The organism is Oceanibacterium hippocampi, assembly GCF_900172325.1.
Lineage (GTDB): Bacteria > Pseudomonadota > Alphaproteobacteria > Sneathiellales > Sneathiellaceae > Oceanibacterium > Oceanibacterium hippocampi.
On record NZ_FWFR01000004.1, the window covers coordinates 97,067 to 121,576 of the forward strand.

22 protein-coding genes are annotated in these 24,510 nt (G+C 65.4%); 17 read left to right on the forward strand and 5 right to left on the reverse strand.

Features of this window, described 5'->3' with window-relative positions; all coding sequences use genetic code 11:
• The first annotated feature begins 61 nt into the window (after positions 1 to 61).
• A complete protein-coding gene (locus tag OCH7691_RS19315) occupies positions 62 to 958 on the forward strand; it encodes an amidohydrolase family protein (protein ID WP_085885247.1) in 897 nt (298 codons plus the stop codon).
• A 25-nt stretch (positions 959 to 983) separates the two neighbouring features.
• Here the strand turns inward: OCH7691_RS19315 and OCH7691_RS19320 are convergent, their stop codons facing one another.
• Positions 984 to 2,906, reverse strand: coding sequence for a TRAP transporter permease (locus OCH7691_RS19320; RefSeq protein WP_085885248.1), 1,923 nt, complete (start codon positions 2,904 to 2,906; stop codon positions 984 to 986).
• A 67-nt stretch (positions 2,907 to 2,973) separates the two neighbouring features.
• Positions 2,974 to 3,951, reverse strand: a complete 978-nt coding sequence (locus OCH7691_RS19325; RefSeq protein WP_217808154.1) for a TAXI family TRAP transporter solute-binding subunit — start codon at positions 3,949 to 3,951, stop codon at positions 2,974 to 2,976.
• Between the two features lie 205 nt (positions 3,952 to 4,156).
• Here OCH7691_RS19325 and OCH7691_RS19330 point away from each other — a divergent pair, with 205 nt between their 5' ends.
• A complete protein-coding gene (locus OCH7691_RS19330) occupies positions 4,157 to 5,047 on the forward strand; it encodes an SMP-30/gluconolactonase/LRE family protein (protein ID WP_085885250.1) in 891 nt (296 codons plus the stop codon).
• Between the two features lie 15 nt (positions 5,048 to 5,062).
• On the opposite strand, the gene OCH7691_RS19335 is transcribed toward OCH7691_RS19330, so the two are convergent.
• Positions 5,063 to 5,806: a GntR family transcriptional regulator gene (locus tag OCH7691_RS19335; RefSeq protein ID WP_085885251.1), complete on the reverse strand. Its 744-nt coding sequence runs from the start codon at positions 5,804 to 5,806 to the stop codon at positions 5,063 to 5,065.
• 188 nt (positions 5,807 to 5,994) lie between these two features.
• The gene (locus OCH7691_RS19340) at positions 5,995 to 6,888 is read right to left on the reverse strand and encodes a LysR family transcriptional regulator (RefSeq protein ID WP_085885252.1); all 894 of its coding nucleotides are present in this window, start codon (positions 6,886 to 6,888) and stop codon (positions 5,995 to 5,997) included.
• Between the two features lie 116 nt (positions 6,889 to 7,004).
• Here OCH7691_RS19340 and OCH7691_RS19345 point away from each other — a divergent pair, with 116 nt between their 5' ends.
• The 10 genes from OCH7691_RS19345 to OCH7691_RS19390 all read left to right on the forward strand — a co-directional run bounded on the left by OCH7691_RS19345 (position 7,005) and on the right by OCH7691_RS19390 (position 18,818).
• Positions 7,005 to 8,060: a TRAP transporter substrate-binding protein gene (locus OCH7691_RS19345; protein ID WP_085885253.1), complete on the forward strand. Its 1,056-nt coding sequence runs from the start codon at positions 7,005 to 7,007 to the stop codon at positions 8,058 to 8,060.
• Between the two features lie 2 nt (positions 8,061 to 8,062).
• The gene (locus OCH7691_RS19350) at positions 8,063 to 8,692 is read left to right on the forward strand and encodes a TRAP transporter small permease subunit (protein ID WP_085885254.1); all 630 of its coding nucleotides are present in this window, start codon (positions 8,063 to 8,065) and stop codon (positions 8,690 to 8,692) included.
• Positions 8,689 to 9,972, forward strand: a complete 1,284-nt coding sequence (locus OCH7691_RS19355) for a TRAP transporter large permease (protein WP_085885255.1) — start codon at positions 8,689 to 8,691, stop codon at positions 9,970 to 9,972. Before OCH7691_RS19350 ends, OCH7691_RS19355 begins: the two co-directional genes overlap by 4 nt.
• Before the next feature lie 82 nt (positions 9,973 to 10,054).
• Positions 10,055 to 12,130 carry a hydantoinase/oxoprolinase family protein gene (locus tag OCH7691_RS19360; protein ID WP_085885256.1) on the forward strand — a complete coding sequence of 692 codons (2,076 nt, stop codon included), beginning with the start codon at positions 10,055 to 10,057 and terminating at the stop codon, positions 12,128 to 12,130.
• Positions 12,127 to 13,866 carry a hydantoinase B/oxoprolinase family protein gene (locus OCH7691_RS19365; RefSeq protein WP_085885257.1) on the forward strand — a complete coding sequence of 580 codons (1,740 nt, stop codon included), beginning with the start codon at positions 12,127 to 12,129 and terminating at the stop codon, positions 13,864 to 13,866. The genes OCH7691_RS19360 and OCH7691_RS19365 overlap by 4 nt, the downstream gene beginning before the upstream one ends.
• Positions 13,863 to 15,011: an alanine racemase gene (locus OCH7691_RS19370; RefSeq protein ID WP_085885258.1), complete on the forward strand. Its 1,149-nt coding sequence runs from the start codon at positions 13,863 to 13,865 to the stop codon at positions 15,009 to 15,011. The genes OCH7691_RS19365 and OCH7691_RS19370 overlap by 4 nt, the downstream gene beginning before the upstream one ends.
• A gap of 97 nt (positions 15,012 to 15,108) precedes the next feature.
• A complete protein-coding gene (locus tag OCH7691_RS19375; RefSeq protein ID WP_085885259.1) occupies positions 15,109 to 16,275 on the forward strand; it encodes an acetyl-CoA acetyltransferase in 1,167 nt (388 codons plus the stop codon).
• A complete protein-coding gene (locus OCH7691_RS19380) occupies positions 16,272 to 17,879 on the forward strand; it encodes an acyl-CoA synthetase (RefSeq protein ID WP_085885260.1) in 1,608 nt (535 codons plus the stop codon). Before OCH7691_RS19375 ends, OCH7691_RS19380 begins: the two co-directional genes overlap by 4 nt.
• Complete coding sequence (locus OCH7691_RS19385) at positions 17,876 to 18,430, forward strand: PPC domain-containing DNA-binding protein (RefSeq protein ID WP_085885261.1); 555 nt, start codon at positions 17,876 to 17,878, stop codon at positions 18,428 to 18,430. The genes OCH7691_RS19380 and OCH7691_RS19385 overlap by 4 nt, the downstream gene beginning before the upstream one ends.
• Positions 18,423 to 18,818: a PPC domain-containing DNA-binding protein gene (locus OCH7691_RS19390; RefSeq protein WP_085885262.1), complete on the forward strand. Its 396-nt coding sequence runs from the start codon at positions 18,423 to 18,425 to the stop codon at positions 18,816 to 18,818. Before OCH7691_RS19385 ends, OCH7691_RS19390 begins: the two co-directional genes overlap by 8 nt.
• A 25-nt stretch (positions 18,819 to 18,843) precedes the next feature.
• Here the strand turns inward: OCH7691_RS19390 and OCH7691_RS19395 are convergent, their stop codons facing one another.
• A complete protein-coding gene (locus tag OCH7691_RS19395) occupies positions 18,844 to 19,593 on the reverse strand; it encodes a TetR/AcrR family transcriptional regulator (protein ID WP_139839808.1) in 750 nt (249 codons plus the stop codon).
• 135 nt (positions 19,594 to 19,728) lie between these two features.
• Here OCH7691_RS19395 and OCH7691_RS19400 point away from each other — a divergent pair, with 135 nt between their 5' ends.
• From OCH7691_RS19400 to OCH7691_RS19420, 5 genes are all read left to right on the forward strand, one after another.
• On the forward strand, positions 19,729 to 20,817 hold the full coding sequence (locus tag OCH7691_RS19400) for an ABC transporter ATP-binding protein (RefSeq protein ID WP_085885264.1): 1,089 nt from the start codon (positions 19,729 to 19,731) through the stop codon (positions 20,815 to 20,817).
• 26 nt (positions 20,818 to 20,843) lie between these two features.
• Positions 20,844 to 21,908 carry an ABC transporter substrate-binding protein gene (locus OCH7691_RS19405; RefSeq protein ID WP_085885265.1) on the forward strand — a complete coding sequence of 355 codons (1,065 nt, stop codon included), beginning with the start codon at positions 20,844 to 20,846 and terminating at the stop codon, positions 21,906 to 21,908.
• A gap of 101 nt (positions 21,909 to 22,009) precedes the next feature.
• Complete coding sequence (locus OCH7691_RS19410; RefSeq protein ID WP_085885266.1) at positions 22,010 to 22,834, forward strand: ABC transporter permease; 825 nt, start codon at positions 22,010 to 22,012, stop codon at positions 22,832 to 22,834.
• Positions 22,835 to 22,842: 8 nt separating this feature from the next.
• Positions 22,843 to 23,646, forward strand: a complete 804-nt coding sequence (locus OCH7691_RS19415; protein ID WP_217808155.1) for an ABC transporter permease — start codon at positions 22,843 to 22,845, stop codon at positions 23,644 to 23,646.
• Between the two features lie 37 nt (positions 23,647 to 23,683).
• Positions 23,684 to 24,484 carry an enoyl-CoA hydratase/isomerase family protein gene (locus OCH7691_RS19420; RefSeq protein WP_085885267.1) on the forward strand — a complete coding sequence of 267 codons (801 nt, stop codon included), beginning with the start codon at positions 23,684 to 23,686 and terminating at the stop codon, positions 24,482 to 24,484.
• Positions 24,485 to 24,510: the final 26 nt, after the last annotated feature.

Here is a 24,510-nt window from a genome sequence, read left to right on the forward strand (position 1 = left end):
GGGCCGGGCCGGAGGCGCGTCCTTCGGCCCGGCATCGCGTCAACCACCGAAGGTGAGCAGCATGATCCCGTTCGTCGACCCCCACCACCATCTGTGGGACGTGGAGCGCAACCGTTATCCCTGGCTGCAGGACGTCGATCACGACCGCGGCTGGGGCGACTGGTCGGCGCTCAGGCGCAACTATCTCGCCGCCGACTTCATGGCCGACGCGGACGGTCTCGAACTGGTCAAATCCGTCCACGTCCAGGCCAACTACGATCCGTCCGACCCGGTCGGGGAAACGCGCTGGCTGCACGAAATCGCCGCCGACCCGGCCGCTCGCGGTATCCCCCATGGCATCGTCGCCTTCGCCGACCTGTCCGCGCCCGACGCGGCCCGGACGCTCGACGCCCATCTGGAATGGCCACGGGTGCGCGGCATCAGACAGGTGCTGAACCGCCATCCCGATCCGAAGCTGAACCGTGCACCGCGGGACTTCCTGGGTGATCCGCGCTGGCGCGACAATCTCGGCCTGCTGGCCGGGCGCGGCCTGTCCTTCGATGCGCAGGTCTATCATCATCAGATGAAGGATCTCGCGGAACTTGCCCGGCGTTACCCTGACCTCGCCATCGTCCTCGACCACGCCGGCATGCCGGCGGAGCGAGACCCGGAGAACCTGGAGGGCTGGCGGCAGGCGATGGCGCGCCTCGCCGAGGCGCCGAACGTGGTCGTCAAGCTGAGTGGCTTCGGCATGGTCGATCTCACCTGGACGCCTGACAGCATCCGGCCCTTCGTCCTCCACTGCATCGACTGCTTCGGGCCGTCACGCTCGATGTTCGCCTCCAACTTCCCGGTCGACAAGCTGATGAGCGGGTATCGGCGGCTCTGGGAGGCGTTCGACTCCCTCACCGAGGACTTCTCCGACGACGAACGTCGCGAGATGTTCCGGGGAACGGCCGAGCGCATTTACCGCATCTGACGCCGTCTGCTGTCGGCGGTCGCCGTCAGCTCTGGGCCTGCAGAACGGCTTCGCGCCGCTTCCGCGGAATCTGGATCGCCGTGACCAGCGCCGTCACGGCGACGCCGGCGGCTGTCCAGATTGGTCCGAAGCCGATCACCGTAGCGAGCAGCGCGATGCCGGCGCCGCCGAGCAGCAGGCGTTCCGTCGTGCGGGTCTGGACGAGCCAGAAACCTTGCGTCGCCGAGGCCGCCAGGACCGCCGCGCCGGTGCTCAGGACCGCGGCCATGGCCGAATCCGATGCCGATCCGCCGCGCAGCAGCAAGGCACCCTGATAGACGAAAAGGAAGGGCAGGATATAGAGCATGATCGACAGTCGCGTCGCCTCCCACGCAGTGCGGAAATAGCCGCATCCGGCGATCGCGCTCGCCGCAAGTGCGGCCGCCGCAACCGGCGGCGTGACGGCGGACATGACGGCGAAATAGAGGATGAAGAAATTCGCCGCGAACAGGTCGACCCCGCTCTCGACGAGGATGGGGCCGGCGATCGCGCTGACCAGGATATAGGCGCCGACAGTCGGGATCCCGGCGCCGAGGATGACGCACATCACGGCCGTCATGACGAGGACCAGGACCATCGATCCGCCGGACAGGAAGTCGATGGCGGAGCCGAGCGGCACCGCCGCCCCGGTCGCGGTAACCGATTCCGCGAGCAGGCCGATGGTGCCGATGACGACGGCGATCGTCGCCCCCATCTTGGCACCGGCGACGAGGCCCTGGAAAAGCTTCACCACGAAGTCACGCAGCTCGGTCGCCAGCGTGGCGAGCGGCCGGTCCGGCCGGGCCAGCATCAGGTCGATCGGGATCATTGCCAGGCGGGTCGCGACCAGCGTGACGATCGCCCAGAAACCGGCGAAGGAAACCGAGTAGAGGTTGATCAGGAAATAGACGAGCGCGCCGGTCGGGATCACGAAGACGGGCAGGAAACGGATCAGGATGCGCAGGTCCGGCGCGATTTCCTGGCGCTGGATGTTGAGCCGGCGCGACTTGAAATAGACGCTCGCGAGCAGCGCGATATAGAACAGCGCGGCCGGGATCACGGCCGCTGCCGCGACCTCGAGATAGCCGACCGAGAGGACCGCCGCCATGATGAAGGCGACCGAACCCATGATCGGCGGGACGAGCTGTCCGCCTGTCGAGGCGGCGGCCTCGATGGCGCCGGCGATGGCGGGGGGATAGCCCTCGCGCTTCATGATCGGGATGGTGTAGCTGCCGGTGATCGCGACATTGGCGACCGCGGCTCCGGTCACCGTGCCCATGAGGCTGGAGCTGACGACCGCGCTCAGCCCGGCGCCGCCCGGGAAAGCCCGACTGATCGCCTTGCCGATCTCGATGAAGGCGCGGTTGCCGTCCATCGACTGCAACAGCGCGCCGAACACCATGAACAGGAATATGAAGTTGGCGGAGATCGCCATGAACTGTCCGTACAGCCCGCTGTAGAGGCCGATCGACAGGTTCGAAACGACGGTATCGAACGGGATGCGGCTGGCGGCCGCCTCGGTGGGCAGCATGTAGCCCCAGAAATTGTAGATCACCGCGATAAGCGCGATGATCGGCAGCGCCGGCCCCCAATGCTGGCGGGTCGCCTCCAGCACCAGCAGCATCATCGCCACGCCGACCCAGACGTCGAACTGTTCGGGGAAACCCTGGCTGACGATCAGGTCGTCGTAATAGAACTGGACGTAGAGCGAGCAGAAGAGCGACAGCGCGGCGAGCAGCACAAGCCATGTCCGGCGCAGCGCGCTCGGCGTCTCGATCGCGGCGCCGAGCAGGACAAGCAGCATGGCCAGTCCGAGATGGGTATTCTGAACGAGGACGGATGGCTGGAGCGGCGTCTGCGTCGCCGTGAGCTGATACAGCGTCATGGCAAGCGCGAGAACCGAGAGCAGGCGGGCCGCAAAGCTGCGCATGGTGTCTCCTGGGGACACGCGAGAACCCCGCCGCCGGTTGGCGACGGGGTCTCCGCGTCCTACTGACTTACTGAATCAGGCCTGCTTCCCGATAGGCGCGCGCCGCGCCCGGATGCAGCTTCTCCGTCAGCCCGTACGGCAGGAAGGCCGGCGTGAACAGCACGCCGAGCCCGCCGGCTGCGTTGATCTCCTTGAGATGCGCCAGGGTCTGGCGAACGAACTCGTAGGCCAGGTCTTCGGGGAACGTGGCGTCGACCGCGACGAAGTCCGGGTTCGCGTAAAGCGTCACGTCGCCGTCCTGAATCGGCAGCGTTCCGGCCGGAATCTTGAGGATGTGATAGGGCACGCCGCGTTCGTCATGAGTCTTGCGCAGCGCTTCCTCGGTCCAGGGGACGATGTGGAAGTTGCGGCCGGTCTGTTCGAGATTGAGGATGCCCGGCACGACGCCGACCTTCTTGTCGGCGGCATTGTACCAGCTCAGCACCAGTCCGACGTCGATGGTGCCGTCCTGCAGGCCCGAGAAAATATCGCCGAACGAGAGATACTGCAGGTTCACCTTGTCGAAGATGCCGAGCGCCTTCAAGGTTTCCTCGGCCATGACGGTCGCGGTACCGGCCTTCGGGCCGAGCGCCACGGTGTGACCGACGAGGTCTTCCGGCGTGTTGATGTCCGGATCGGCGGTGGCGAGCATCCAGATCGGCCAGGTGGCGTTCATCAGCGCCCTGATTTCCAGCGTACCAAGCCCGTCCTTGAACGGCGACTGCTTCGTGGAGGCGAGCCACGGGCTGATCGGATCGGTGTTGAAGACCAGGTTCTGACGCTGATCGGCGCCGATCGCGAAACGCAGGTTGTAGACATAGCCCTGGGTGGGCTGTGGCTTGCTGCGCAGGATCTCGGAATTCTTCTCAAGAATGCGCCCGATGCCGAGAGCCCATTCGTATTCGCCGATTCCCGCCGGCGCGGTCAGGTGATCGACCGTCGTCTGGGCGGCGCTGCCCCCTGTCACCGCGATCAGTGACAGGCCGGCCAGCGTGAGCGTGGCCATTTTTCGCACCAAGGCGCGCGCGGTTATCTGCATAGGAATCCTCCCGTTGTGTCACCCGGCCCCCGCCACGGGCAGGGGCCTATATTATGTCGCCGGAATTTCTGTCGCCCGACGTTGACATACTGATTGCCGACAATCTTAATTATGGATTGGCAGGGATACGGTGTCCAGTGCCGTGAACTGCGGAGAAGGGGAAATCCAGGCGATGGCGACGATCGATTACAAGGTTCCGCTCGGGCGGCTTGACCATGTGGGGCAGGGCCTCAGCCGGCCCGAATGCATTCTCGCGCAGCAGAACGGCGTACTCTGGATTTCCGACGACAAGAGCGGCGTCGTGAAGCTGTCGCCCGACGGAACGCAGGAGCGGATCGGCGAGCTCGGCGGGGCGCCGAACGGCATCGCCATGGACCGCGACGGGTCTTTCGTCGTCGCGAACATCGAACACGGGACCCTGCAGCGGCTGAACCGTGACGGGTCAAGCGAGATCATGCTGTTGGAACTCGACGGCACGCCGCTCGGCGCGGTCAATTTCGCGATCTTCGACAGCGCCTGGCGCCTCTGGGTTTCGGTTTCGACCCGCACCGTTCCGCGCCGGGAGGCGATCACCGATCCGCGGCCGGACGGCTACGTGATGCTGATCGACCGGGGTGTCGCCAGGATCGTCGCCGACGGCTTCTATTTCACCAACGAGGTGCGCCTGAGCCTGGACGAGAAGATTCTCTACGTTGCCGAGACCACGCGCGGGCGCGTGACCGCCTTCGACATCGACGGCGCGGGCAACCTGTCGAACCGCCGCATTCACGGGCCGGACGGTTTCTTTTCCGGGGCGCTGGTGGACGGCGTGACCGTCGATGCGGACGGCGCGCTCTGGATCACCGAGATCAGCCGGAACGCGCTGATCGTCGCGCCGCCCGAAGGCGATCCGGTCATCGCGGTCGAGGATCCGACGAGCGGTCCGATGCATTTCCCCACATCGATCACCTTCGGTGGGCCCGAACTGCGCGATGCCTACGTGGGTTCGTTGAAGATGGACCGGCTGGCGCATTTCCGCGCACCGGTCGCCGGCCCGCCCCCGGTGCACTGGCGGATCGGCTGACGCTGAGGGGCGGGGTCAGTCGGGCGTCCCGTTCCTGCGGTTCTCTTCCTTCAGAAGCTTGATGGCCATGTTCTTGGATCGCTCGACCAGCGTGTGAACGGCCGCTTCGGCGCCGTCGCCGTCGCCCTTCTCGATCAGCTTGAGAAGTCGGGTCCAGTTCTGGACCGATTGCCGCCTGCGTTCGTTGGTCGAGAGGCCGAGACGGGAATAGCGCAAGGTCTGGTGCAGCAGGGACAGGATGATGGAGGTCAGCCGCTCGCTCCCTGTGCGCGCGCAGAGCAGAAGGTTGAGTTCCTGCACTTCCGCCAGGTAGCTGTCGGTGACGTCCTCGGTTTCGTCCTTCTCCAGCAGGCTGCTCAGATGTCGCAGCCCGGCCCACAACTCTTCGACGAGTGCCTTGTCGCCCTTCAGCGCGGCGCGGCGCCCGGCGAGGCCGAGCAGCATGGACCGGATCTCGAAGACATCCTCGACCTCCTGCACGGTCAGTTTCGTGACGATGGCGCCCCGACGCGGCTGGATGCGGACCAGCCCCTCCTTCTCGAGGATGCGCAAGGCCTCGCGTACCGGGCCGCGGCTGACCTGAAACCGTTCGGAGACGGCGATCTCGTGGATGCGATCCCCCGGTTCGTACTCCCCATGGACAATGGACTCGGCGAGTTGCGCAGCGATCTGTTCGGAGAGTGACAGCGCCTCGCTGCCGGATATCGCCGGGCGAATGGCGCTGATCGACTTGGTCGTGCGCGTCGACATATTAGCCATCTTTTATCCTGTTATTTGACCCTGTCTTGCAAAGGTCAGCATAGAAATGACTTGGTCAACGTCAAAATGCCGTATGCGACTAAAAGTTGTCGCCTCCTGGCGGGCCATTTTCTTCGGTATCCAGGAGTTTGTCCGAAGCCGAACGATGCCGTTCTGGGGCGGGGGGCGAGGGGATAACCGATCTGCTGCTATTGCAGGGCACGGAGCTCGCGGAACTTGCCGGCCACGAAGTTTCCGATGAACTCGACTTCCTCGGACCATGTTTCCTTCAGCGCGGCGATCGCCATCAGGCGCGATTGTATCGGCGGGTCCGCGTCGAAGCGACGGATAAGATTCACCATGTCCGGGCGAATGATCGACGGAGTGATGACGGCGAATCCCAGGCCGGCGGCGACCAGTTCGCTGGTGACCAGAAGCGAATTGCAGCAGTTCAGGGAATTCGGCACCAGTCCGCCGGTATCGAACCATTCCCGGATCGCGCTGCCGATGGTCGATCGATCCGATTGGGCGAAGATCGCCTGGTCGACCAGCTTGGCCGGGGTCAGGGTCTGCCCGGCAAGCGGGTGGGAGACCGGACCCATCCAGGCGAGATCGACGTCGCCAAGCGGCCGGATGACGATACCGGCCGAGGCGACGGCGCCCGTGGTGATCGCGACGTCGAGCTGCCGGTCGTCAAGCTGTCGCAGCAGTTCCGCGCCGACGTCGACCGCCAGTTCGACCCGCAACCGGGGCCGGTTCCGATTGAGTTCCCGGATCAGGCCGGGGAGCGCGAGGTGAGCGACGGTTTCGACCACGCCGAGACGGAGCAGCCCGCGCAGCTTGTCGCTGCTGCCCTCGTTCTGGATCTCCCGGGCGAGCGTCAGCATCTGTTCCGCCTGGGCCTGGATCGCCTTGCCGGATTCGGTCAGGCGGACCTTCGCGCCCGAGCGGTCGAACAGGGGATAGCCGAGGTCGCGTTCCATCTCGCGTATGCGGCCCGAGACAGAGGGCTGGGTGACGCAAAGTTGCCGCGCGGCGGCGTGGAACGAGCCCAGCCGTGCGATCCAGTAGAAGGTCTCTATCTGGGCCAGCGTCAGTCTCATGATAGGAAAAACCTATCAGGCGAGGCGAAAAAATCAATTAGATACGATCATGAGCCGCCGTGTAGCGTTTCAGTGCCGCTGTCGTCGGCAGTGGAATCAACAGGGGAAGCAGAACCATGAAAAAAATCGTTCCGGCACTGATGTCACTAGCGTTCGTGGCGGCTGCCGCGAATCCGGTGGGCGCCGAAGAGCTTCAGAGGCTTCAATTGAAGGTCATCGGCGGCTGGACCAATGTCGCGATGACGACTGCCCTGGAACAGCCGTTCTGGGAAAAGCGACTGCCTGAAATGTCAGGGGGCAAGATCACAGCGGATTTCAACAGCCTCGACACGCTGGGGCTCAAGGGTAACGAGACGCTGCGGCTGCTCAGCCTCAAGATCGCCGACGTGGTGACGGGGCCGGTGAGCTTCGTCGCCGGTGATTTCAAGCTCTATGACGGCCTCGACCTGTCGGGCGCGATCCTCGACATCGGCACGATGCGAAAGGCTGCGAACGCCTATCGCCCGGTGATCGAGAAGAACATGCAGGAGAACTTCAAGGCGCATCTCCTCATGATGTGGCCGTCGCCGCCGCAGGTCCTGTTCTGCAAGGGCGAGATCAAGGGCGTTGCCGACCTCGCCGGCAAGAAGATCCGCACCTTCAACCAGACGCTGTCGGACTTCGTTGAGGCGGTCGGCGGGACGCCGGTCAACATCTCGTTCGCCGAAGTGGTTCCGGCGCTGCAGCGCGGCACGGCCGATTGCGGCATCACCGGCACGGGCTCGGGCAACACCGCCAAATGGTGGGAAGTGACCGACCATCTGTATCCCCTCGTGCTCGGCTGGGCGCCCTGGTTCAGCGCCATGAACAACGACACCTGGAACAGCCTCGACGAGCCCACGAAGGCATTCCTGACCGACGCCTTCGCCAAGCTCGAGGACGATCTCTGGGCCCTGGTCGACGACATTGCGACGGAGGCCGTCAACTGCAACATCGGCGTCGGCGAGTGCAAGACCGGCATCAAGGCGAACATGAAGCTCGTAGAGGTATCGGAGGCGGACCGCGCCCTGCTGGCCGGCATGGTAACCGAGACCATCCTGCCGCGCTGGGCCGAACGCTGCGGCGAGGCCTGTGCTGCCGACTGGAATGCGACGGTCGGCAAGACGCTCGGCTTCGAAGCCAAGGCCAACTGACGATGACGGAGCGCAGCACACAGGCAGCACGTCCGGTACTTGATGTGCTGCGCGCCGTTTCGTCGGCTCTGCTGCTCGCCGGCGGCCTGCTGATGGTCGTGGCGACAGTGGCGATCATCGTCGAGATCGCGATGCGTCAGATGTTCAACGCGTCGCTGGGCGGTGTCGACGAGCTGGCCGGCTTCGCCCTTGCGGTCGGGACGTCCTGGAGCTTCGGTTCCGTCCTGTTCGACAAGGCGCATGTCCGCATCGATACGCTCTATCGCCGGATGGGCGAGCGTAACCGCGCCCTCTTCGACATCGTCGGTCTCGTCGGCACGGCGATCTTTGCCGGCACGCTCCTGATCTTTGCCGTCGAGGTCGTGCAGTCCAGCATGCGCTTCGGAGCGACATCGCAGAGTTCGCTGGCCATACCGGTCGCCCTGCCCCAGGCGCTCTGGCTTGGCGGCCTGGCCTGGTTCCTCGTTGTGACCCTGGCGTTGCTGGTCGCGAGCCTCAACGCGGTACGCAAGCGGAACTGGCGCGAGGTCGGCCAGATTGCCGGGACCCGTGGTCTGAACGACGAGATCCGGGCGGAACTGGAAGATTCGGGAAGTCGCCTCGGCGACCTGCAGCGGGAGACAGGGAAATGATCGGCTTTGCTGTCTCCGCGATGGCCCTGCTTCTGGCACTCGGTGTGCCGGTCGCGGTGGCTCTGGGGCTGCTCGGTATCGGCCTTTCGGAATTCTTCAGCACGCTGCCGCTGGTGCGGGCGATCGGCGAAGTGGCCTGGTCCTCGTCGACCGGGTTCCTCATGGTCAGCGTGCCGCTCTTCGTTCTTCTCGGCGAGATCCTGTTGCGCGCCGGGATCGCGGACCGGATGTACTCGGCCGTCGCGGCGTGGCTGTCCTGGATGCCCGGCGGCCTGATGCATGCCAATGTCGGATCGAGCGGACTGTTCGCGGCGATGTCCGGGTCGAGCGTAGCGACCGCGGCGACCATCGGCACCACCGCCATGCCGCAGATGGAGAAATACGGCTACAGCCCGAAACTGTTCCTCGGCACGCTCGCTGCCGGCGGCACGCTCGGCATCCTCATCCCGCCCTCGATCAACCTGATCGTCTACGGTCTGATCACCAACGCCTCAATCCCGCAGCTGTACCTGGCCGGCATCGTGCCGGGGCTGCTCCTGATGCTGCTGTTCATGACGATCGTCGCGATCGCCTGCACGATCTGGCCGAGCCTCGGTGGCCGGAAGGTCGATGTCGGCTGGAACGAACGGCTGGCGCTGCTCGGCGAATTCATCCCGCCGACCTTCATCTTCGTCGTGGTCATCGGCTCGATTTATCTCGGCTGGGCGACGGCGACGGAATCGGCGGCGCTCGGGGTCGGGGCGGCAACCCTGCTGACCGTTCTCAAGGGGCGGTTCACCATCGCGATGTTCCGCTCCGCCGTCGAGAACACCATGCGGACGACCGGCATGATCATGCTGATCGTGGTGGCGGCGTTCTTCCTGAATTTCGTCATGACCGCGCAGGGCCTGACCACGAAGGTCGTCAACCTGGTCACGACGCTGGAACTGTCGTCCGCCGGGCTGATGCTCGCGGTGATCGTTTTCTATCTCGTCCTCGGTTGTTTCATGGAGACCATGGCGATGATGATCGCGACGATCCCGATCGTCGCGCCGGTCGTGTTCGCCGCCGGTTTCGACAGCGTCTGGTTCGGTGTCGTCGTCGTGGTGCTCATGGAGGCGGCGATGATTACCCCGCCGGTCGGCATCAACCTGTTTGTCATTCAAGGCATGCGTGCCAGGGGCGGAATAAGCGACGTGGCGTACGGCACCCTGCCGTTCCTGCTCGCGATTTTCGCCCTGCTTGGCCTGCTCATGGCCTTTCCTGAAATAGCACTGTTCCTGCCGTCGCTTCTGAGGTGAAGCGCTTCGGACGGGTCGTATTTCGTCTTCGGTAGCAGCCGACGCTGCTTGCCCCGGCTTCGTGACGTTGAGAGACCATGAAATGAGTAAGACCTATCGCATCGGCATCGATATCGGCGGGACCTTCACCGACATTGCGCTCGTCGACGACGAGGGTACCGTGGAGATCCGGAAAGTTGCCTCGACGCCGGACGACTACAGCCGAGGCATTGCACTCGGCCTGAAGGCGATCATCGATGATTTCGGGATCGATCCGGGGCGCGTCGCCGGCATCGTCCATGCGACGACGGTGGCCACGAATACCATCCTGGAATTCAAGGGCGCGGTGACCGGCCTGATTACGACCGCGGGCTTCCGCGATGTTCTCGAGATCCGCCGGCTGCGGATCCCCGTTCTCTACGACCTGCAGTACGACAAGCCGCAACCGCTGGTGCCGCGGCGCCTGCGGCTCGAGGCCCGCGAACGGCTCCGTCCCGACGGCAGCGTCAAGACCCCGCTCAACGAAGACGATGTCGCGCGCGCGGCGGAGGTTTTCCGCCGGGAGAAGGTCGAGGCGGTCGCGATCAGCTATCTGCACGCCTACGCCAACCAGGCGCACGAGATACGGACCGAGGAGATTCTCCGCGATGCGCTTGGAGACGGGGTCTATATCTGCCGTGGCGCGGAGATCCTGCCCGAGATCCGGGAATACGAACGGACCTCGACGGCGGTCGTGAATGCCTATGTCGGCCCGGTGATCCGGAATTACGCCGACGCGCTGGCCGGGCGGCTGGCGGAAATCGGCATCGACGCGCCGATCGAGATGATGCATTCCGGCGGCGGCATCATGCGCCTCGCGGCATCGGTCAGGCGCGCCGCCGCGCTGGTCGAATCCGGGCCCGCCGCCGGCGTCATCGCCTGCGCCCGCCTCGTGCGCGGTGAGGGCCGGGGCGCCAACATCATTTCCTTCGACATGGGTGGCACGACCGCCAAGGCGGCGCTGATCGAGAATGGCGCGGCGGCCCGGACCGACGAGTACGAGGTCGGCGCCGGCATCAACCTGTCGAGCAAGCTGGTCAAGGGCGGCGGCTACCCGATCAAGATGCCGTTCATCGACGTTTCCGAGATCGGTGCCGGCGGCGGCAGCATCGTGTCGCTGGACAGCCTCGGGCGGGTCGCGGTCGGGCCGGAAAGCGCGGGCTCGATGCCTGGGCCGGTCTGCTACGGCCGCGGCGGTACGCAGGCGACGCTGACCGACGTGTTCGTCACGCTCGGCTACATCAACGACGTGACGCTGGCCGGCGGCTCGATCGAGGTCGATGCCGAAGCCGGCCGCGCCGCCCTGCGGCAACAGATATCCGACCCGCTGGGACAGGATCTCGCGGTCGCCGCCCGCGGCATCCTCATGCTCGCGGTCTCGACCATGACCCGGGCGGTCAAGGCGGTCTCCACCTATCGCGGCCGCGATCCGCGCGATTTCTCGCTCATCGCCTTCGGCGGCAACGGCCCGGTGGTCGCGGCCGATATCGCCTCGGCGCTCGGGATCCAGCACATCATCGTGCCGCTGGCGGCAGGCGTGTTTTCGGGCTTCGGCCTGCTGCGCTCCGACGTCGAGCAGGAATTCGTGCAGCCGCTCCTGGTCGATACCAAGCAGATGCCGGCGGACATGCTGCCGGGCATCAAGGCCAGGTTGCGCGACCGCGCGATGGATGCGCTCAGGGCCGACGGATACGACACCGGGCTCGCGGATTATCATTTCAGTGCCGACCTGCGGTATTTCGGCCAGGCCTACGAACTCAACATCCCCGGTGACATGAACGGCGGCGATATCGGTGCGCTGGAAGAGGGTTTCCATTGCGAGCACGAGCGGACGAACGGCCATCGCTCGACCACCGATCCCGTGCAACTGGTCAACGCGCGGCTTTCCGTGACGGTCCCGATGGCCTCGAAGATCGCGCGCTTCGCCCCGGCCCCGCGCTTCGAACGGACCGACCGGCCGGTCAATTTCGGCGAGGGCCCGGTCATGACGGCGGTTGTCGGCCGTGAGGCGCTCAAGTCCAGCTACCGCCCCGGCCCGTTCATCATCGAGGATTATGACTGCACCTGCGTGGTGCCACCCAATGCCTCGGCGCGGCTGGATGCCCTTGGCAACATCGAGATTGAGGTAACCCCGGCATGAACCGCGTCGATCCGATTACGCTTGAAGTCATTCGAAACGGGCTTTCGTCGATCGCCGACGAAATGGCGCTCATCCTCATGCGCAGCGCCTATTCGCCGGTTGTCCGCGACATCATGGACTACTCGACCGGGCTCTGCGACACCGAGGGCCGGATCATTGCCCAGGGCCTGACCCTGCCGATCCAGCTCTGCTCATTCCCGCGCGTCATGCGTTTCATCCGGAAACGCTTCGGCAACGACATGGCGCCGGGCGATGTCTTCATCACCAACGACCCCTACGGGTCGGGCGGCCAGCATCTTCCCGACATCTACGTGCTCAAGCCGATTTTCCAGGGGGCCCGCCTGGCCGGCTACGCCGCGACGGTCGCGCATCACACCGATCTGGGCGGCATCGTGCCGGGCAGCGTGGCGATCTACGCGACCGAGATCCAGCAGGAGGGGCTGCGCATCCCGCTGATGAAGATGTACGAGGCGGGTAAGCCCAACCGGGCGCTGTTCGAACTGATCGAGGCCAACACCCGCCAGCCCGTCGAGGTGCTGGGCGATCTCCGGGCCCAGATCGCGGCCTGCCGGACGGCGGAGAAGGGCTTGTTGTCGCTGGTCGAACGCTACGGCGCCGAGGACTTCGGAACCTATATCGACGCCCTGCACGACTATGCCGAGGCGATGATGCGCGAAACCATCCGCGAACTGCCGAACGGCGTTTTCGTTGGCGAGGACTATCTCGACGGCCTCGGCGACCATCCGGAGGCGATCAAGATACGCGCCACCGTCACCATCGCGGACGACACGATCGACATCGACTTCTCCGGCACGTCCGGACAGGTCGCGGCCAGTATCAACTGTCCTATCTCGTTGCCGGAATCGGCCGCCTTCACCGCCATTCGCTGCCTGTCGCATCGCGATATCCCGAACTGTGATGGCTATCTCAAGCCGATTACCGTGCGGGCGCCGGAAGGCTGCCTGCTCAATCCCCTGTTCCCGGCCGCCTGCGGCGCGCGCGGGGTCGTCGGCTATCGCGTCTTCGACACCATCATGCAGGCGCTCGCCAAGGTCATTCCGGCCCGTGCCATCGGCGGCTCGGAAGGCGGGCCGTTCCTGCTGGCCGCCGGCGGTACCTACCAGGGCCGGCAGTTCGTGCTCAACGAGATGCTCGTCGGGACCTGGGGCGCGCGGGCCGATCGCGACGGCATCGAGGGCATATCGAACCCGGCCGCCAACATCTCCAACCAGCCGATCGAGATGATCGAGGCGGAAATGCCGATCGAGGTGGTGCGCTACGGTTTCGTGCCGGATTCAGGCGGGGCCGGGCGCAATCGCGGCGGCCTCGCCTTCGTTCGCGAGTTCCTGTTCCACCAGGACGCCACTTTCACGCTGCGCGGCGACCGGCGTGATCATCCGCCCTACGGCATCGAGGGCGGCGGCGCCGGCGCGCCGTCAGGGCATGTCCTGATAGCGCGCGACGGCTCGGAACGGCTGTTGCCCGCCATGCCGATGCACAATTTCACCGCCAGGGCGGGCGAGATCTTCCGCCTGGTCGGCGCCGGCGGCGGCGGCTTCGGGAACGCGCTGGAACGCGAGCCGGCGCGGGTGCTGGCCGACGTCATGGAAGAGAAGGTGACGGTCGAGGGCGCGGCGCGCGATTATGGCGTCGTGATCGATGCCGAGACCCTGTGCGTCGATCATGACGCGACGCGTATGCTGCGCGAGTCCAGTGCGAAGGAGGCCGTGATATGACCGGCGGAGTAGCCGAACTGAACGAACCGCTCGTTGCCGTGCAAGGGGGGCGGGCGCGGCTTGAGACACCGGCCCTGCTGCTCGATGCGACCGCGTTCGAGGCGAATGTCGCCGCCCTCGCCGAGATGGCCCGGGCGAGCGGCATGGGATTGCGCCCACATGCCAAGACCCACAAATGCGCGGCCATCGCGAAGGCCCAACTGGCCGCCGGCGCACTCGGCATCGCCTGTGCGAAGCCGGGGGAACTGCTGGCCCTGTTCGAGGCCGGCGTCACGCCGCTGATGCTGACCGCCCCGGTCGCGAGCCGGCGCAAGATCGATCGGCTGGTCGAAGCCGCGGCCAGGGGTGCCGAGCTGACCGTCGTGGTCGACCGCGCCGATCTTGTCGCCGCGTATGCCACCGCGGCACGGGCGGCCGGGACGACGGTGGCGGTCCTCGTCGACATCGATACCGGGCTCGGACGCACCGGCGTCGTCACGCCCGAGGACGCGGTCGCCCTCGCCCGGGCGATCGATGCCGAGCAGGGCCTCGCCTATGCCGGCGTCCAGGCCTATGCGGGCAACGTCCAGCATGTCTTCGGGCACGGCGAGCGGCGTGCGGCGAACCAGGCGGCGAATGACCGCCTGCGGTCGGCGCTCGAGGCGCTGAAGGCCGCCGGCTTGCCCGCGGAAATCATCAGCGGTGGCGGCTCGGGCAGCCATCGGCTCGATTTCGAGGCAGATCTGCTGACCGAGGTCCAGGCCGGGTCTTACGTGTTCATGGACGAGGGCTACCGGCCCGTCGACATGCACGGCGCCGGGCAGGAGGTCTTCCACTTCTCGCTGTTCGTCGCTGTCACCGTCATCGCGCACAGTGCCAACGGCGAGGCGATCACCGACGGCGGAACCAAGAGTTTCGCGGTCGATGGCCCGCCGCCGCGCGCCTTCCTGAACGGTATCGAGATCGGCCAGATCGTCTGGGCCGGCGACGAGTTCGGTCGCCTGAAGACCCATCCCGGTCACACGCCGCCGCCGGCCGGGAGCCGCCTGGAATGCACGGTCCCCCATTGTGACCCGACGGCCAACCTCCACGATGTCATTCACCTGGTGCGCGACGATGTGCTGGAAGCGATCTGGCCGATCGAGGGCCGTGGCCTGTCGGACTGAACCAGTACCCTGCATCACCGCCCGGACAGTCCGGCCCGCGAGAGGATAGACCGAACGATCCGGTACCGATTACCGCCAGACAAGGGAGTGTCGCTGAATGTCGGTTTGTATAACGGGATGGGCTCACGGGAAATTCGGAAAATGGCCGAAGAAGGATTCGGAAATCCTGATCGCCGAAGTGGTGGAGGCCGCCCTGGCCCACGCCGCAATCGACCCGGCCGATATCGACGCGATCTACCTGGGAACGATGAACAACGGGTTCCAGAAGCAGGATTTCCAGGCATCGCTCCCGGGCCTGACGTCGAGCGCGTTGCGTTACGTGCCGGCCACGCGGGTGGAGAATGCCTGCGCCACCGGTTCGGCCGCCATTCACGCCGGAATCAACGCGATCGAAGCGCGCAAGGCGCGGAACGTGCTGGTCGTCGGCGTCGAGAAGATGACGGCGGTCTCGACCGAGACGGCGGGCGACCTGCTTCTCGGTGCGAGCTACCGGAAGGAGGAGGCCGACATCGAAGGCGGCTTCGCCGGGGTGTTCGCCTCCATTGCGGAATCCTACTTCCAGGCATTCGGCGACAAGCGTGAAAGCATGGCGCGTATCGCCGCCAAGAATCACCGGAACGGGCTCGCCAATCCCTTCGCGCATATGCGAAAGGATTTCGACTTCGATTTCTGCAACACGGTTTCGGAGAAGAATCCGACCGTGGCGGGGCCGCTCCGGCGGACCGACTGTTCGCTGATTTCCGACGGGGCGGCGGCGGCCGTGCTGTCGGAAGCGGCGCATGCGTTGGCTTTTCCGCGTGCCGTCGCGTTCCGTTCGGCCGTGCAGGTCAACGACTGGCTGCCGCTCAGCCGGCGCAGCAAGACCCATTTCGCGGGCGCGGAGATGGCCTGGACGCGGGCGCTGGCCGATGCCCGGATCGGCCTGGACGATCTTTCGCTCGTCGAGACCCACGACTGCTTCACCATCGCCGAACTCATGGAATACGAGGCGATGGGACTGACGGAATCGGGCCAGGGATTCCGCGCCATCGATGAGGGCTGGACCGAGAAGGACGGCCGGCTGCCGGTCAATCCGTCCGGCGGGCTCAAGTCCAAGGGTCACCCGGTCGGAGCCACCGGCGTGTCGCAGCATGTGATGGCGGCGATGCAACTCGCCGGGGAGGCGGGTGACATGCAGGTGCCCGACGCCCGGCTGGCCGGGATCTTCAACATGGGCGGGGCGGCGGTCGCGAACTTCGTATCGATCCTCGAGCGCGTAAAATGACCGGCCGGAACCCCGCGGGCGGTATTGCGCTCCGCTCGACGCGCGTGATGAATCTCGCCAGCTTCCTCACGCAGGCGTCGCGCCGCCATGGCGATGAGATCGCTCTCGTCTGGCGCGACCGGACATGGTCATGGGCGGACCTCGAGGCCCGCGTCGAGGCGATGGCTGCGGCGCTCAGGGAGAGGTTCGGTGTCGTCAAGGGCGACCGGATCCTGGTGCAGTCCCAGAATTGCAACCAGCTCTTCGAATCCATGTTCGCCTGCTTCCGCCTGGGCGCCGTCTGGGTCCCGGCCAATTTCCGCCAGACGCCGGACGAGGTCGCCTATCTGGCCCAGTCGAGCGGCGCGGTCGGGATGATCTGCAACGCGGCCTTTCCGGATCATGCGGCGGCCGCGCGCCGGCAGTCGAACGCGCTCCGCTTCCTGGTCTCGATCGAGCCTTCGGCGTTCGGCGAGAGCTACGACGCGCTCGTCGATAGCCATCGCGGCCAGCCGGTCGCGGCCGCACCCGTCGACCGGGACGATCCGTGCTGGTTCTTCTACACCTCGGGGACCACCGGCCGGCCCAAGGCGGCGGTCCTGACGCACGGGCAAATGGCCTTCGTCGTCACCAACCATCTCTGCGACCTGATGCCCGGCACGACGAACCGTGATGCGTCGCTGGTCGTCGCGCCGCTCTCGCACGGCGCGGGCATCCACCAGCTCGTGCAGGTGGCGAAAGGAGCCAAGACCGTTCTCCTGCCGACCGAGAAGCTCGACGTCCCGGCCGCCTGGGCGCTGGTCGAGCGGTGGCGGGTCTCCAACATGTTCACCGTCCCCACCATCCTGAAGATGCTGGTCGAGGATCCCTCCGTCTCGCACGCCGATAGGTCGTCGCTGCGTTACGTGATCTATGCCGGGGCGCCGATGTATCGCGCCGACCAGAAGCGCATTCTCGAGGTTCTGGGACCGGTCATCGTGCAGTATTACGGGCTCGGCGAAGTGACCGGGAACATCACGGTCTTTCCGGCGTCGATGCATGCGGCAGACGACAGCCGGGACCTGAGGCCCGGAACCTGCGGCCTGGAGCGGGTCGGCATGTCGGTCTCCATTCAGGATGCCGACGGTCGCGAAGTCGCGCCTGGCGAAACCGGCGAGATCTGCGTGATCGGGCCGGCGGTCTTCGCTGGGTATTACGATAATCCCGAAGCGAACGCGCAGGCCTTCCGCAACGGCTGGTTCCGCACCGGGGATCTCGGTCGGATGGATGCCGAAGGATTTCTCTACATCACTGGCCGCAACAGCGACATGTACATCTCGGGCGGCTCGAACATCTATCCGCGTGAGATCGAGGAAAAGATTCTCATGCATCCCGCGATCCGTGAGGTCGCGGTCGTCGGCGTTCCGCATGAGAAATGGGGCGAGGCGGGCGCCGCCGCGATCGTGCTCAACGACGGATGCGCCTTGACCGGCGACGAATTGAAGGACTGGCTCAAGGGGCAGATCGCCGCCTACAAGATGCCTTCCCATGTCGAGATCTTCGACGAGCTTCCGAAGTCGGGCTACGGAAAGATCACCAAGAAACTGGTGAAAGAGGCGCTCGATGCGAGACGGGCAGGGTCATGACGATCACCCGCTCGACCAGCCACTCCCGCCGGAGGACACTCGTTCATCCGGGAAAGTTCAATCCGGTCCGTATCCAGAGCCTCTATTCCGATACCGCGCGGCATGTCCGGCTGGCGCTGATGCCGGGCTTGAGCCTGTTCGACGGACTAGTCGGGCCGCTTGCCGAGATCGGCATCCACAATGCCTCGACGACGATACTGGGCGGCGCTTTCGACAGTATTCACTATTGCGTGGCGCCGCCCGACCCGACGAGACAGGCGGTGATCGCCTATGGCGATCCGATCGACGCCGGCCGCAGTTACATGATCTTCGGCAACGCGACGCTGGGCCGGGACGCCGACAGAAAACCGCTCGTCCATTGCCATGCCGCCTTCCGGCGCGAGGACGGGCGGGTCAAGGGCGGGCATATCCTGACCGAAAGATGCATCGTCGGGCCCGAACCGGTCTGCGTGCTTGTCACCTCGCTCGACAATTTCGAGCTTCGGCTCGCCTTCGATCCGGAGACGAACATCCTTCTTCTGCAGCCATTCGAGGAGCGGGACCATGACTGAGATGACGTCGGTGACCAACGGCACGATGGGTCGCGTTGCCTATGCGCGGATCGCGCCCAACGAGGACCTGGTGATCGGCGTCGAGAAACTTTGCCTGGCGCACGGTTTCAGGAACGCCTTCGTGCGCGGCGCGCTCGGCAGCCTGGTCGATGCCTGCCTGGGTGCGAACGACGACAAGTTCATCGAGGTCAAGGGTCCCGCGGTAGAGATCGTCAGCCTCGCGGGCGAGGTGCGGTCGGACGAGGATGGCGCGATCAAGGCCGCCCTGTCCGGGGTGGTCGCCGATCCCCAGGGCGAGATCTATGGCGGGCTGTTCGTCGCCGGCTCGAACGCGATCTGCATGACGCTCGAGGTGACGCTGGAGGAGTGGCTGCCAGCCGGCGATTGATCCCGCGGCATCCGCGGCGAAGCGCCTAGGGCTTCGAGCGGCGAACTCGGTTGCCCGGCAACGCCGAGGGGAGGATCTCCTTGGCCTCCGGCGGTTGCGCGCCGTAAAGCGCGCGGAACCAGAGGGTGGTCAGCACTTCCGCGACATTTTCCTCGTCCCGCGCCACATTCACCAGGCGCGGACTCGCCCTGACGAATATCTCGCGCAGCAGTTCGTCGGCCATGCCGATGATTGCGCGCACCGCGAGGATCGACTGCGGCTTGTCGAGGAGAGCCGGCGGCGCATCGATCCGGCGCGACAGATCCCGCAGGACGACCTTTGCCCAGCGATGGTTGAGAAAATCCATCGAGCGGGAGAGTTCCGGCCGCTCGTGCATCAGCGCCTCGTGCCCGACCCGGATGCGGGCGTTGCGCGCGTAGCAGGCCACGTAGAATCGATTCATGCGGTAGATCGTCTGAAAGGCGCTGTCTCCGGGCCGCGCGCGCGGGCGGTATCGCCGCATCAGCGCGGTGAAGGCACGGCTCACCGCGATTGCCGCGTCCGACCGGTTCGGAAAATACAGATAGAAGGTGCCACGGGCCACCCGGGCATGCTCGACGATTTTCTCGATTGTCAGCTTTTCGTAGCCGACCCGGTCCATCTCCGCCGCGGTCGCGGCGATCAGCCCGAGCCGCGTGCGCGCACGCTTGGGTAGCGAACGCGCATTGTCGGCCCGCTCCCGCAACAGGTCAGGCAGATAGAAAACCGGAATGTCGGAACGCTGGATCTTCGTCACCACAGGATGTTGACATGCGTCAAAAATGACGTCAACATCATAACTGACATCAGCGTCATAAATAATAAAAGTGCAACCGTAAAGAACGGCGCCGGGTGTCTCGATCGCGACGAGGTCAGTAGGAATGGGGGAAGGATGTCTGGAGCAGCCGTCAGTTTTCGCGGTGTGAGCAAGCGCTACGGCCCGGTGGACGCGCTCGCCGACTTCGATCTCGAGGTCAAGCCGGGCGAGTTCATGACTTTCCTCGGGCCGAGTGGCTCGGGCAAGACAACCGCGCTCAATGTTCTCGCCGGCTTCACCCATGCGACCGCCGGCGAGGTCATGATCGACGGACGCTCGGTCGGCGGGCTGCCGCCGGAACAGCGCAACGTCGGCATGGTCTTCCAGAGCTACTCGCTCTTCCCGCACATGAACGTTTTCGAGAATGTCGCTTTCCCGCTGCGCCTGCGCGGTGTGGCGAAGGCGGAGGTGGCGCGCCGCGTCGGCGAATCGCTGGACATGGTACGGCTGGCCGATCTTGGCGGGCGGATGCCGAAGGAGCTGTCGGGCGGCCAGCGTCAGCGCGTGGCCTTTGCCCGCGCCGTGGTGTTCGAGCCGCCGGTCCTGCTGATGGACGAGCCGCTGGGCGCGCTCGACCTGAAGCTCCGGCAGGCCATGCAACTCGAGATCAAGCGCTATCACGCGCAACTGGGGTGCACGATCGTTTTCGTCACGCACGACCAGGGAGAGGCGCTGGCGCTCTCCGACCGGATTGCCGTGATGGGCGAGGGGCGGATCGCCCAGGTCGATACGCCCGACCGGATCTATGACTATCCGAAGAGCCGCTACGTGGCCGAGTTCATCGGCAAGACCAACATCCTGACGCTGGAACCGGGCAATGCCGGTGCCGTCCGCATCGTCGAACTCGGCTGCGACGTGCCCGCCCAGGGTGCGTTGGCCGAGGCGCGGATGATCAGCGTGCGGCCGGAGAAGATCGAGCGCGCGGCCGGTCGCCGCGAGGGGCTGATCGACTTCACCGCCCGCATCGACGAGGTGCTGTTTCTCGGCGACCTCGTTCACTACAGCGCCGTGCTGCCTGGCGGGGGGGCGCTTCTCTTCCAGGAACATCGCGGGCCGGGGGCAACCGTGCTTGCCCGCGGCGACACCATCGAACTCGGCTTTCTGCTGAGCGACGCCTTGCCGGTCTCCGGCAGGGAAGCGGCGGCGACTGCGGTCGGCGCCTGAGACAGGGATACTAACGGGAGGTCTACATGACGAGACGCAGACACATCTTCAGTGCCGTGCTCACCGGCGCGGTCCTCGGCCTTGCCACGCTCGGTACCGCCGTTGCCGACGAAATCGCGGTCAGCGGTTCGGGCGGCGTGGTCGCCGAGGTGAACGAGAAATACTTCTTCCCGGCCTTTACCGAAGACACCGGCTGGACGATCAAGCAGGTCGGTGCCGAAGCCAAGCGGATGGCCGAAATCGAAGCCATGGTGCGGGCCGGCAACACGGTATGGGACGTTTCGGAAATTTCCGCGTCCGATTACCCGCTTGCGGTGAAGAAGGGGCTTCTGGAGCCGATCGACTACGCGCTGGTCGATCCGGACAACAAGCTGCCGGAAATGGCCCGCAAGGAGTTCGGCGTCGTGGCGGCGAGCTATTCGACCGTGCTGGTCCAGCGCCTCGACAAGAATCCCGACGGCAAGAAGATGGAATCCTGGGCGGATTTCTGGGACGTCGAAACCTTCCCGGGTCCGCGTTCACTGCGCGGCCGTCCGGAATACAATCTGGAGTTCGCCCTCCTCGCTGAAGGGGTGGCCAAGGAAGATCTCTACAAGATCCTCTCGACCAAGGAAGGCGTCGAGCGCGCCTTCGCCAAGCTCGACGAGATCAAGGAGCATATCCCGGTCTGGTGGACCTCGGGCGCCCAGTCGGTGCAGCTTCTCTCGGACGGCGAGGTGTTCTACTCGACCACCTACAACGGCCGGGTCGGCAAGCTGCAGGAAAGCGGCATCCCGGCCGAGATCATCTGGAACGGCGGCGCGCTGCACGTGTCCCACGTCAGCATCGTCAAGGGCAGTAAGCATATCGAGAAGGCGCACGACTATATCCGCATCCGCACCACGCGCCCGGATCTCGAGCTCGAGTATCTGAAGGTCCTGCCCTATCCGAACTTCGCGCCCGGTCTGTTCGACCAACTCGACGAGGCGCAGGCGAAACAGATGCCGACCTATCCGGCGAATGCCGAGATGCAGTTCAGTGCGAACGAGGAGTTCTGGGCTGACAACATCGACTGGATCAACGAGCGCTGGAACGAATGGCTGCTCGAATAGTCCACTAGCAAGACGCGGCGGGGCGCGCCGTTCGAGGCGCGCCCCGGTTCCGCCTGCCCCGGCCCGTGCCGACCTCGCCCAAGACAGCACAAGGCTTCCCGATGCTCGCGTTCATCCGCCGTACCTGGCTTCTCTGGCCCGCCATCGGTCTGCTGCTCGTGTTCTTTCTCGTGCCCAGCCTGGACCTCATCCAGGCGAGCGTGATGAACCCCGATTTCACGCTGGAGCATTTCGAGCGGATCGCCGATCGCAAGGTCTACTTGGCGGTGTTCTGGCGAACCCTGCAGGTCTCTCTGATTGTCGCTTTCCTGGCCGCCCTGGTCGGCTACCCGATCGCCTATTTCATCAATCTGCAGCCGCGCAAGACCCAGTTCCTGCTGATCTTCCTGATCTTCATCCCGCTCTGGATGAGCGTGCTGATCCGCTCCTATGCGTGGATGATCGTGCTCGGGCGCGACGGCATCATCAACACGGCGCTGCTCGGACTCGGCCTGACCGAGGAGCCGGTGCGGCTGCTCTTCACCAGCGGCGCGGTCTATTTTGCCATGCTGCAGATCCTGCTGCCGGTACAGATCGTCACCGCCTACAGCGCGATGACCGAGATCGACATGGACCTGATGCGCGCCGCCCGGGTGCTCGGCGCCAGGCCCTGGCAGGCGCTGCGCCGGGTCTTTATCCCGCTCAGCCTCGACGGCACCATCACCGGCGCGATCATCGTCTTCATGCTGTCGATGGGCTTCTTCATCACCCCCGCGCTGGTCGGCGGACGGCAGGACATGATGCTCGCCAACCTGATCGAGTTCCAGGTCGAGCGCCTGAACTGGAGTTTCGCCTCGGCGCTCGCGATCCTTCTGCTGCTCGGCACGGTGCTGACGGTGATCGTCATCCGCCGGCTCGGCAATCTCATCACCCGCCGGATCGCGTGAGGCCTCTGATGGACATGCAACGCACAGGTTTCTCCCGCTTCGCTCTCAGCGCCTATTTCTGGGGCGTGATCGCCTTCCTCGCCTTCCCGATCTTCGTGATCATCCCGATCTCGTTCAGCAACAGCCAGTTCCTGCGCTTTCCGCCGCAGGATCTCGGCATCCGCTGGTACGAGACCTACTTCAACGATGCCGTCTGGGTCTCGGCGACGATCCTGTCCTTCAAGGTCGCCCTGCTGGCCAGCCTGGTCGCGACGATCGTCGGCACGATGGCCGTGATTTCCCTCGACCGCGGCGCGGCGCGAACCCGGCAGATGCTGACCTACCTGATCACCGCGCCGATCATCATTCCGCACATCTTCATCGCCCTCGGCGTGTTCATCCTGGCGATCCGTTTCGGTTTCGCGGACAGCGAGATCGCGCTTGCCGGCGCGCATGCGACGATCGCCATGCCCTTCGTCGTGCTGATCGTCGGCGCCGCGATGCGGCAGATGGATCCGACCATCGAACGCGCGGCCCGCGTCCTCGGCGCCGGGCCGGTGCGGGCCTTCTTCTCGGCGACCTTCCCGAGCCTGCTGCCGGCGATCGTCGCGGCCGGGGTGTTCGCTTTCTTCGTCTCCTTCGACGAACTGATCATCGCCCAGTTCATGCTGAGCGGGAAGGAGACGCTGCCCATGCGCATCTGGGCCGATCTCAAGCTGGAGGTCAGCCCGACGGTCGCGGCGGTATCCAGCCTTCTCATTGTCGTCACCACCATTGCCATGGTCGGCGCCGAGCTTCTCCGCCGCCGTGCGGCGGGCGTGCGCGGCGACTGAACCCATCAAACGAACCCGTATCAAGGAGTGAACCCCGATGACCATCCGCTACGAGCGCAACGGCAAGATCGCCGTCTTCACCATCGAGAACGCGCCGGTGAACCAGCTGACCCCGGCGATGCACCAGCAATTCCATGACCAGATGAAGGCCTTCATGGCCGACCAGTCGGTTCATGTCGGCATCCTGACCGGCGCCGGCGATCGGGCCTTCTGCGGCGGCGACGACATCAAGAACGACTGGGGCTACCCGTCGATGGAAGAGAACCTGAACGCGCATTTCTGGCCGTCGGATCCGGAGCATCCGGAACTCCGTCCGGGCTGGGAGCGCGAGCTGAAGGAGATCGAGCGTTTCAAGCCGATCATCGGCGCCATCAACGGCCCGGCGATGGGCATGGGCCTGATCTACCTGCTCTGCCACACCGACATCCGCATCGCCGTGCCGAATGCCCGTCTCGGCTTTCCGGAGATCGCCTACGGCATGGGCGGCGCCGGCGGTTCCACCCAGCTCGCCCGGCATCTGCCGCAGGCGGTCGCCTACTGGATGCTGCTGACCGGCGACCCGCTGTCGGCCCAGGACGCGCTCCGTCATGACATGATCAACGAGATCGTGGAGCCGGAGAATCTGATGGAACGCGCCATGGAGGTGGCCGAGAAGATCGCCGCCCATCCGCCGCTCGCCATCCGTGTCGAGATGGAAGTGTTCAAGCGCTCGATGGAGCTGCCGCGGCGGGATGCGGTCGCCTTCACCAGCCACATGTACCGGCTGCAGCGGGCCGCCTACCTGGCCAAGCCCGGCACCTCGGCGACCCCGCTCGGCGGCAAGCCGACCTTCGAGTAAACCCGTCAGCCATCCGATCACAGGAT

What these genes read in the sequence shown, in the direction of transcription:
- OCH7691_RS19315 (WP_085885247.1), top strand. Translation starts at nt 62, where the DNA reads ATGATCCCGTTCGTCGACCCCCACCACCATCTGTGGGACGTGGAGCGC.
- OCH7691_RS19320 (WP_085885248.1), bottom strand. Translation starts at nt 2,906, where the DNA reads ATGCGCAGCTTTGCGGCCCGCCTGCTCTCGGTTCTCGCGCTTGCCATG.
- OCH7691_RS19325 (WP_217808154.1), bottom strand. Translation starts at nt 3,951, where the DNA reads ATGGCCACGCTCACGCTGGCCGGCCTGTCACTGATCGCGGTGACAGGG.
- OCH7691_RS19330 (WP_085885250.1), top strand. Translation starts at nt 4,157, where the DNA reads ATGGCGACGATCGATTACAAGGTTCCGCTCGGGCGGCTTGACCATGTG.
- OCH7691_RS19335 (WP_085885251.1), bottom strand. Translation starts at nt 5,806, where the DNA reads ATGGCTAATATGTCGACGCGCACGACCAAGTCGATCAGCGCCATTCGC.
- OCH7691_RS19340 (WP_085885252.1), bottom strand. Translation starts at nt 6,888, where the DNA reads ATGAGACTGACGCTGGCCCAGATAGAGACCTTCTACTGGATCGCACGG.
- OCH7691_RS19345 (WP_085885253.1), top strand. Translation starts at nt 7,005, where the DNA reads ATGAAAAAAATCGTTCCGGCACTGATGTCACTAGCGTTCGTGGCGGCT.
- OCH7691_RS19350 (WP_085885254.1), top strand. Translation starts at nt 8,063, where the DNA reads ATGACGGAGCGCAGCACACAGGCAGCACGTCCGGTACTTGATGTGCTG.
- OCH7691_RS19355 (WP_085885255.1), top strand. Translation starts at nt 8,689, where the DNA reads ATGATCGGCTTTGCTGTCTCCGCGATGGCCCTGCTTCTGGCACTCGGT.
- OCH7691_RS19360 (WP_085885256.1), top strand. Translation starts at nt 10,055, where the DNA reads ATGAGTAAGACCTATCGCATCGGCATCGATATCGGCGGGACCTTCACC.
- OCH7691_RS19365 (WP_085885257.1), top strand. Translation starts at nt 12,127, where the DNA reads ATGAACCGCGTCGATCCGATTACGCTTGAAGTCATTCGAAACGGGCTT.
- OCH7691_RS19370 (WP_085885258.1), top strand. Translation starts at nt 13,863, where the DNA reads ATGACCGGCGGAGTAGCCGAACTGAACGAACCGCTCGTTGCCGTGCAA.
- OCH7691_RS19375 (WP_085885259.1), top strand. Translation starts at nt 15,109, where the DNA reads ATGTCGGTTTGTATAACGGGATGGGCTCACGGGAAATTCGGAAAATGG.
- OCH7691_RS19380 (WP_085885260.1), top strand. Translation starts at nt 16,272, where the DNA reads ATGACCGGCCGGAACCCCGCGGGCGGTATTGCGCTCCGCTCGACGCGC.
- OCH7691_RS19385 (WP_085885261.1), top strand. Translation starts at nt 17,876, where the DNA reads ATGACGATCACCCGCTCGACCAGCCACTCCCGCCGGAGGACACTCGTT.
- OCH7691_RS19390 (WP_085885262.1), top strand. Translation starts at nt 18,423, where the DNA reads ATGACTGAGATGACGTCGGTGACCAACGGCACGATGGGTCGCGTTGCC.
- OCH7691_RS19400 (WP_085885264.1), top strand. Translation starts at nt 19,729, where the DNA reads ATGTCTGGAGCAGCCGTCAGTTTTCGCGGTGTGAGCAAGCGCTACGGC.
- OCH7691_RS19405 (WP_085885265.1), top strand. Translation starts at nt 20,844, where the DNA reads ATGACGAGACGCAGACACATCTTCAGTGCCGTGCTCACCGGCGCGGTC.
- OCH7691_RS19410 (WP_085885266.1), top strand. Translation starts at nt 22,010, where the DNA reads ATGCTCGCGTTCATCCGCCGTACCTGGCTTCTCTGGCCCGCCATCGGT.
- OCH7691_RS19415 (WP_217808155.1), top strand. Translation starts at nt 22,843, where the DNA reads ATGGACATGCAACGCACAGGTTTCTCCCGCTTCGCTCTCAGCGCCTAT.
- OCH7691_RS19420 (WP_085885267.1), top strand. Translation starts at nt 23,684, where the DNA reads ATGACCATCCGCTACGAGCGCAACGGCAAGATCGCCGTCTTCACCATC.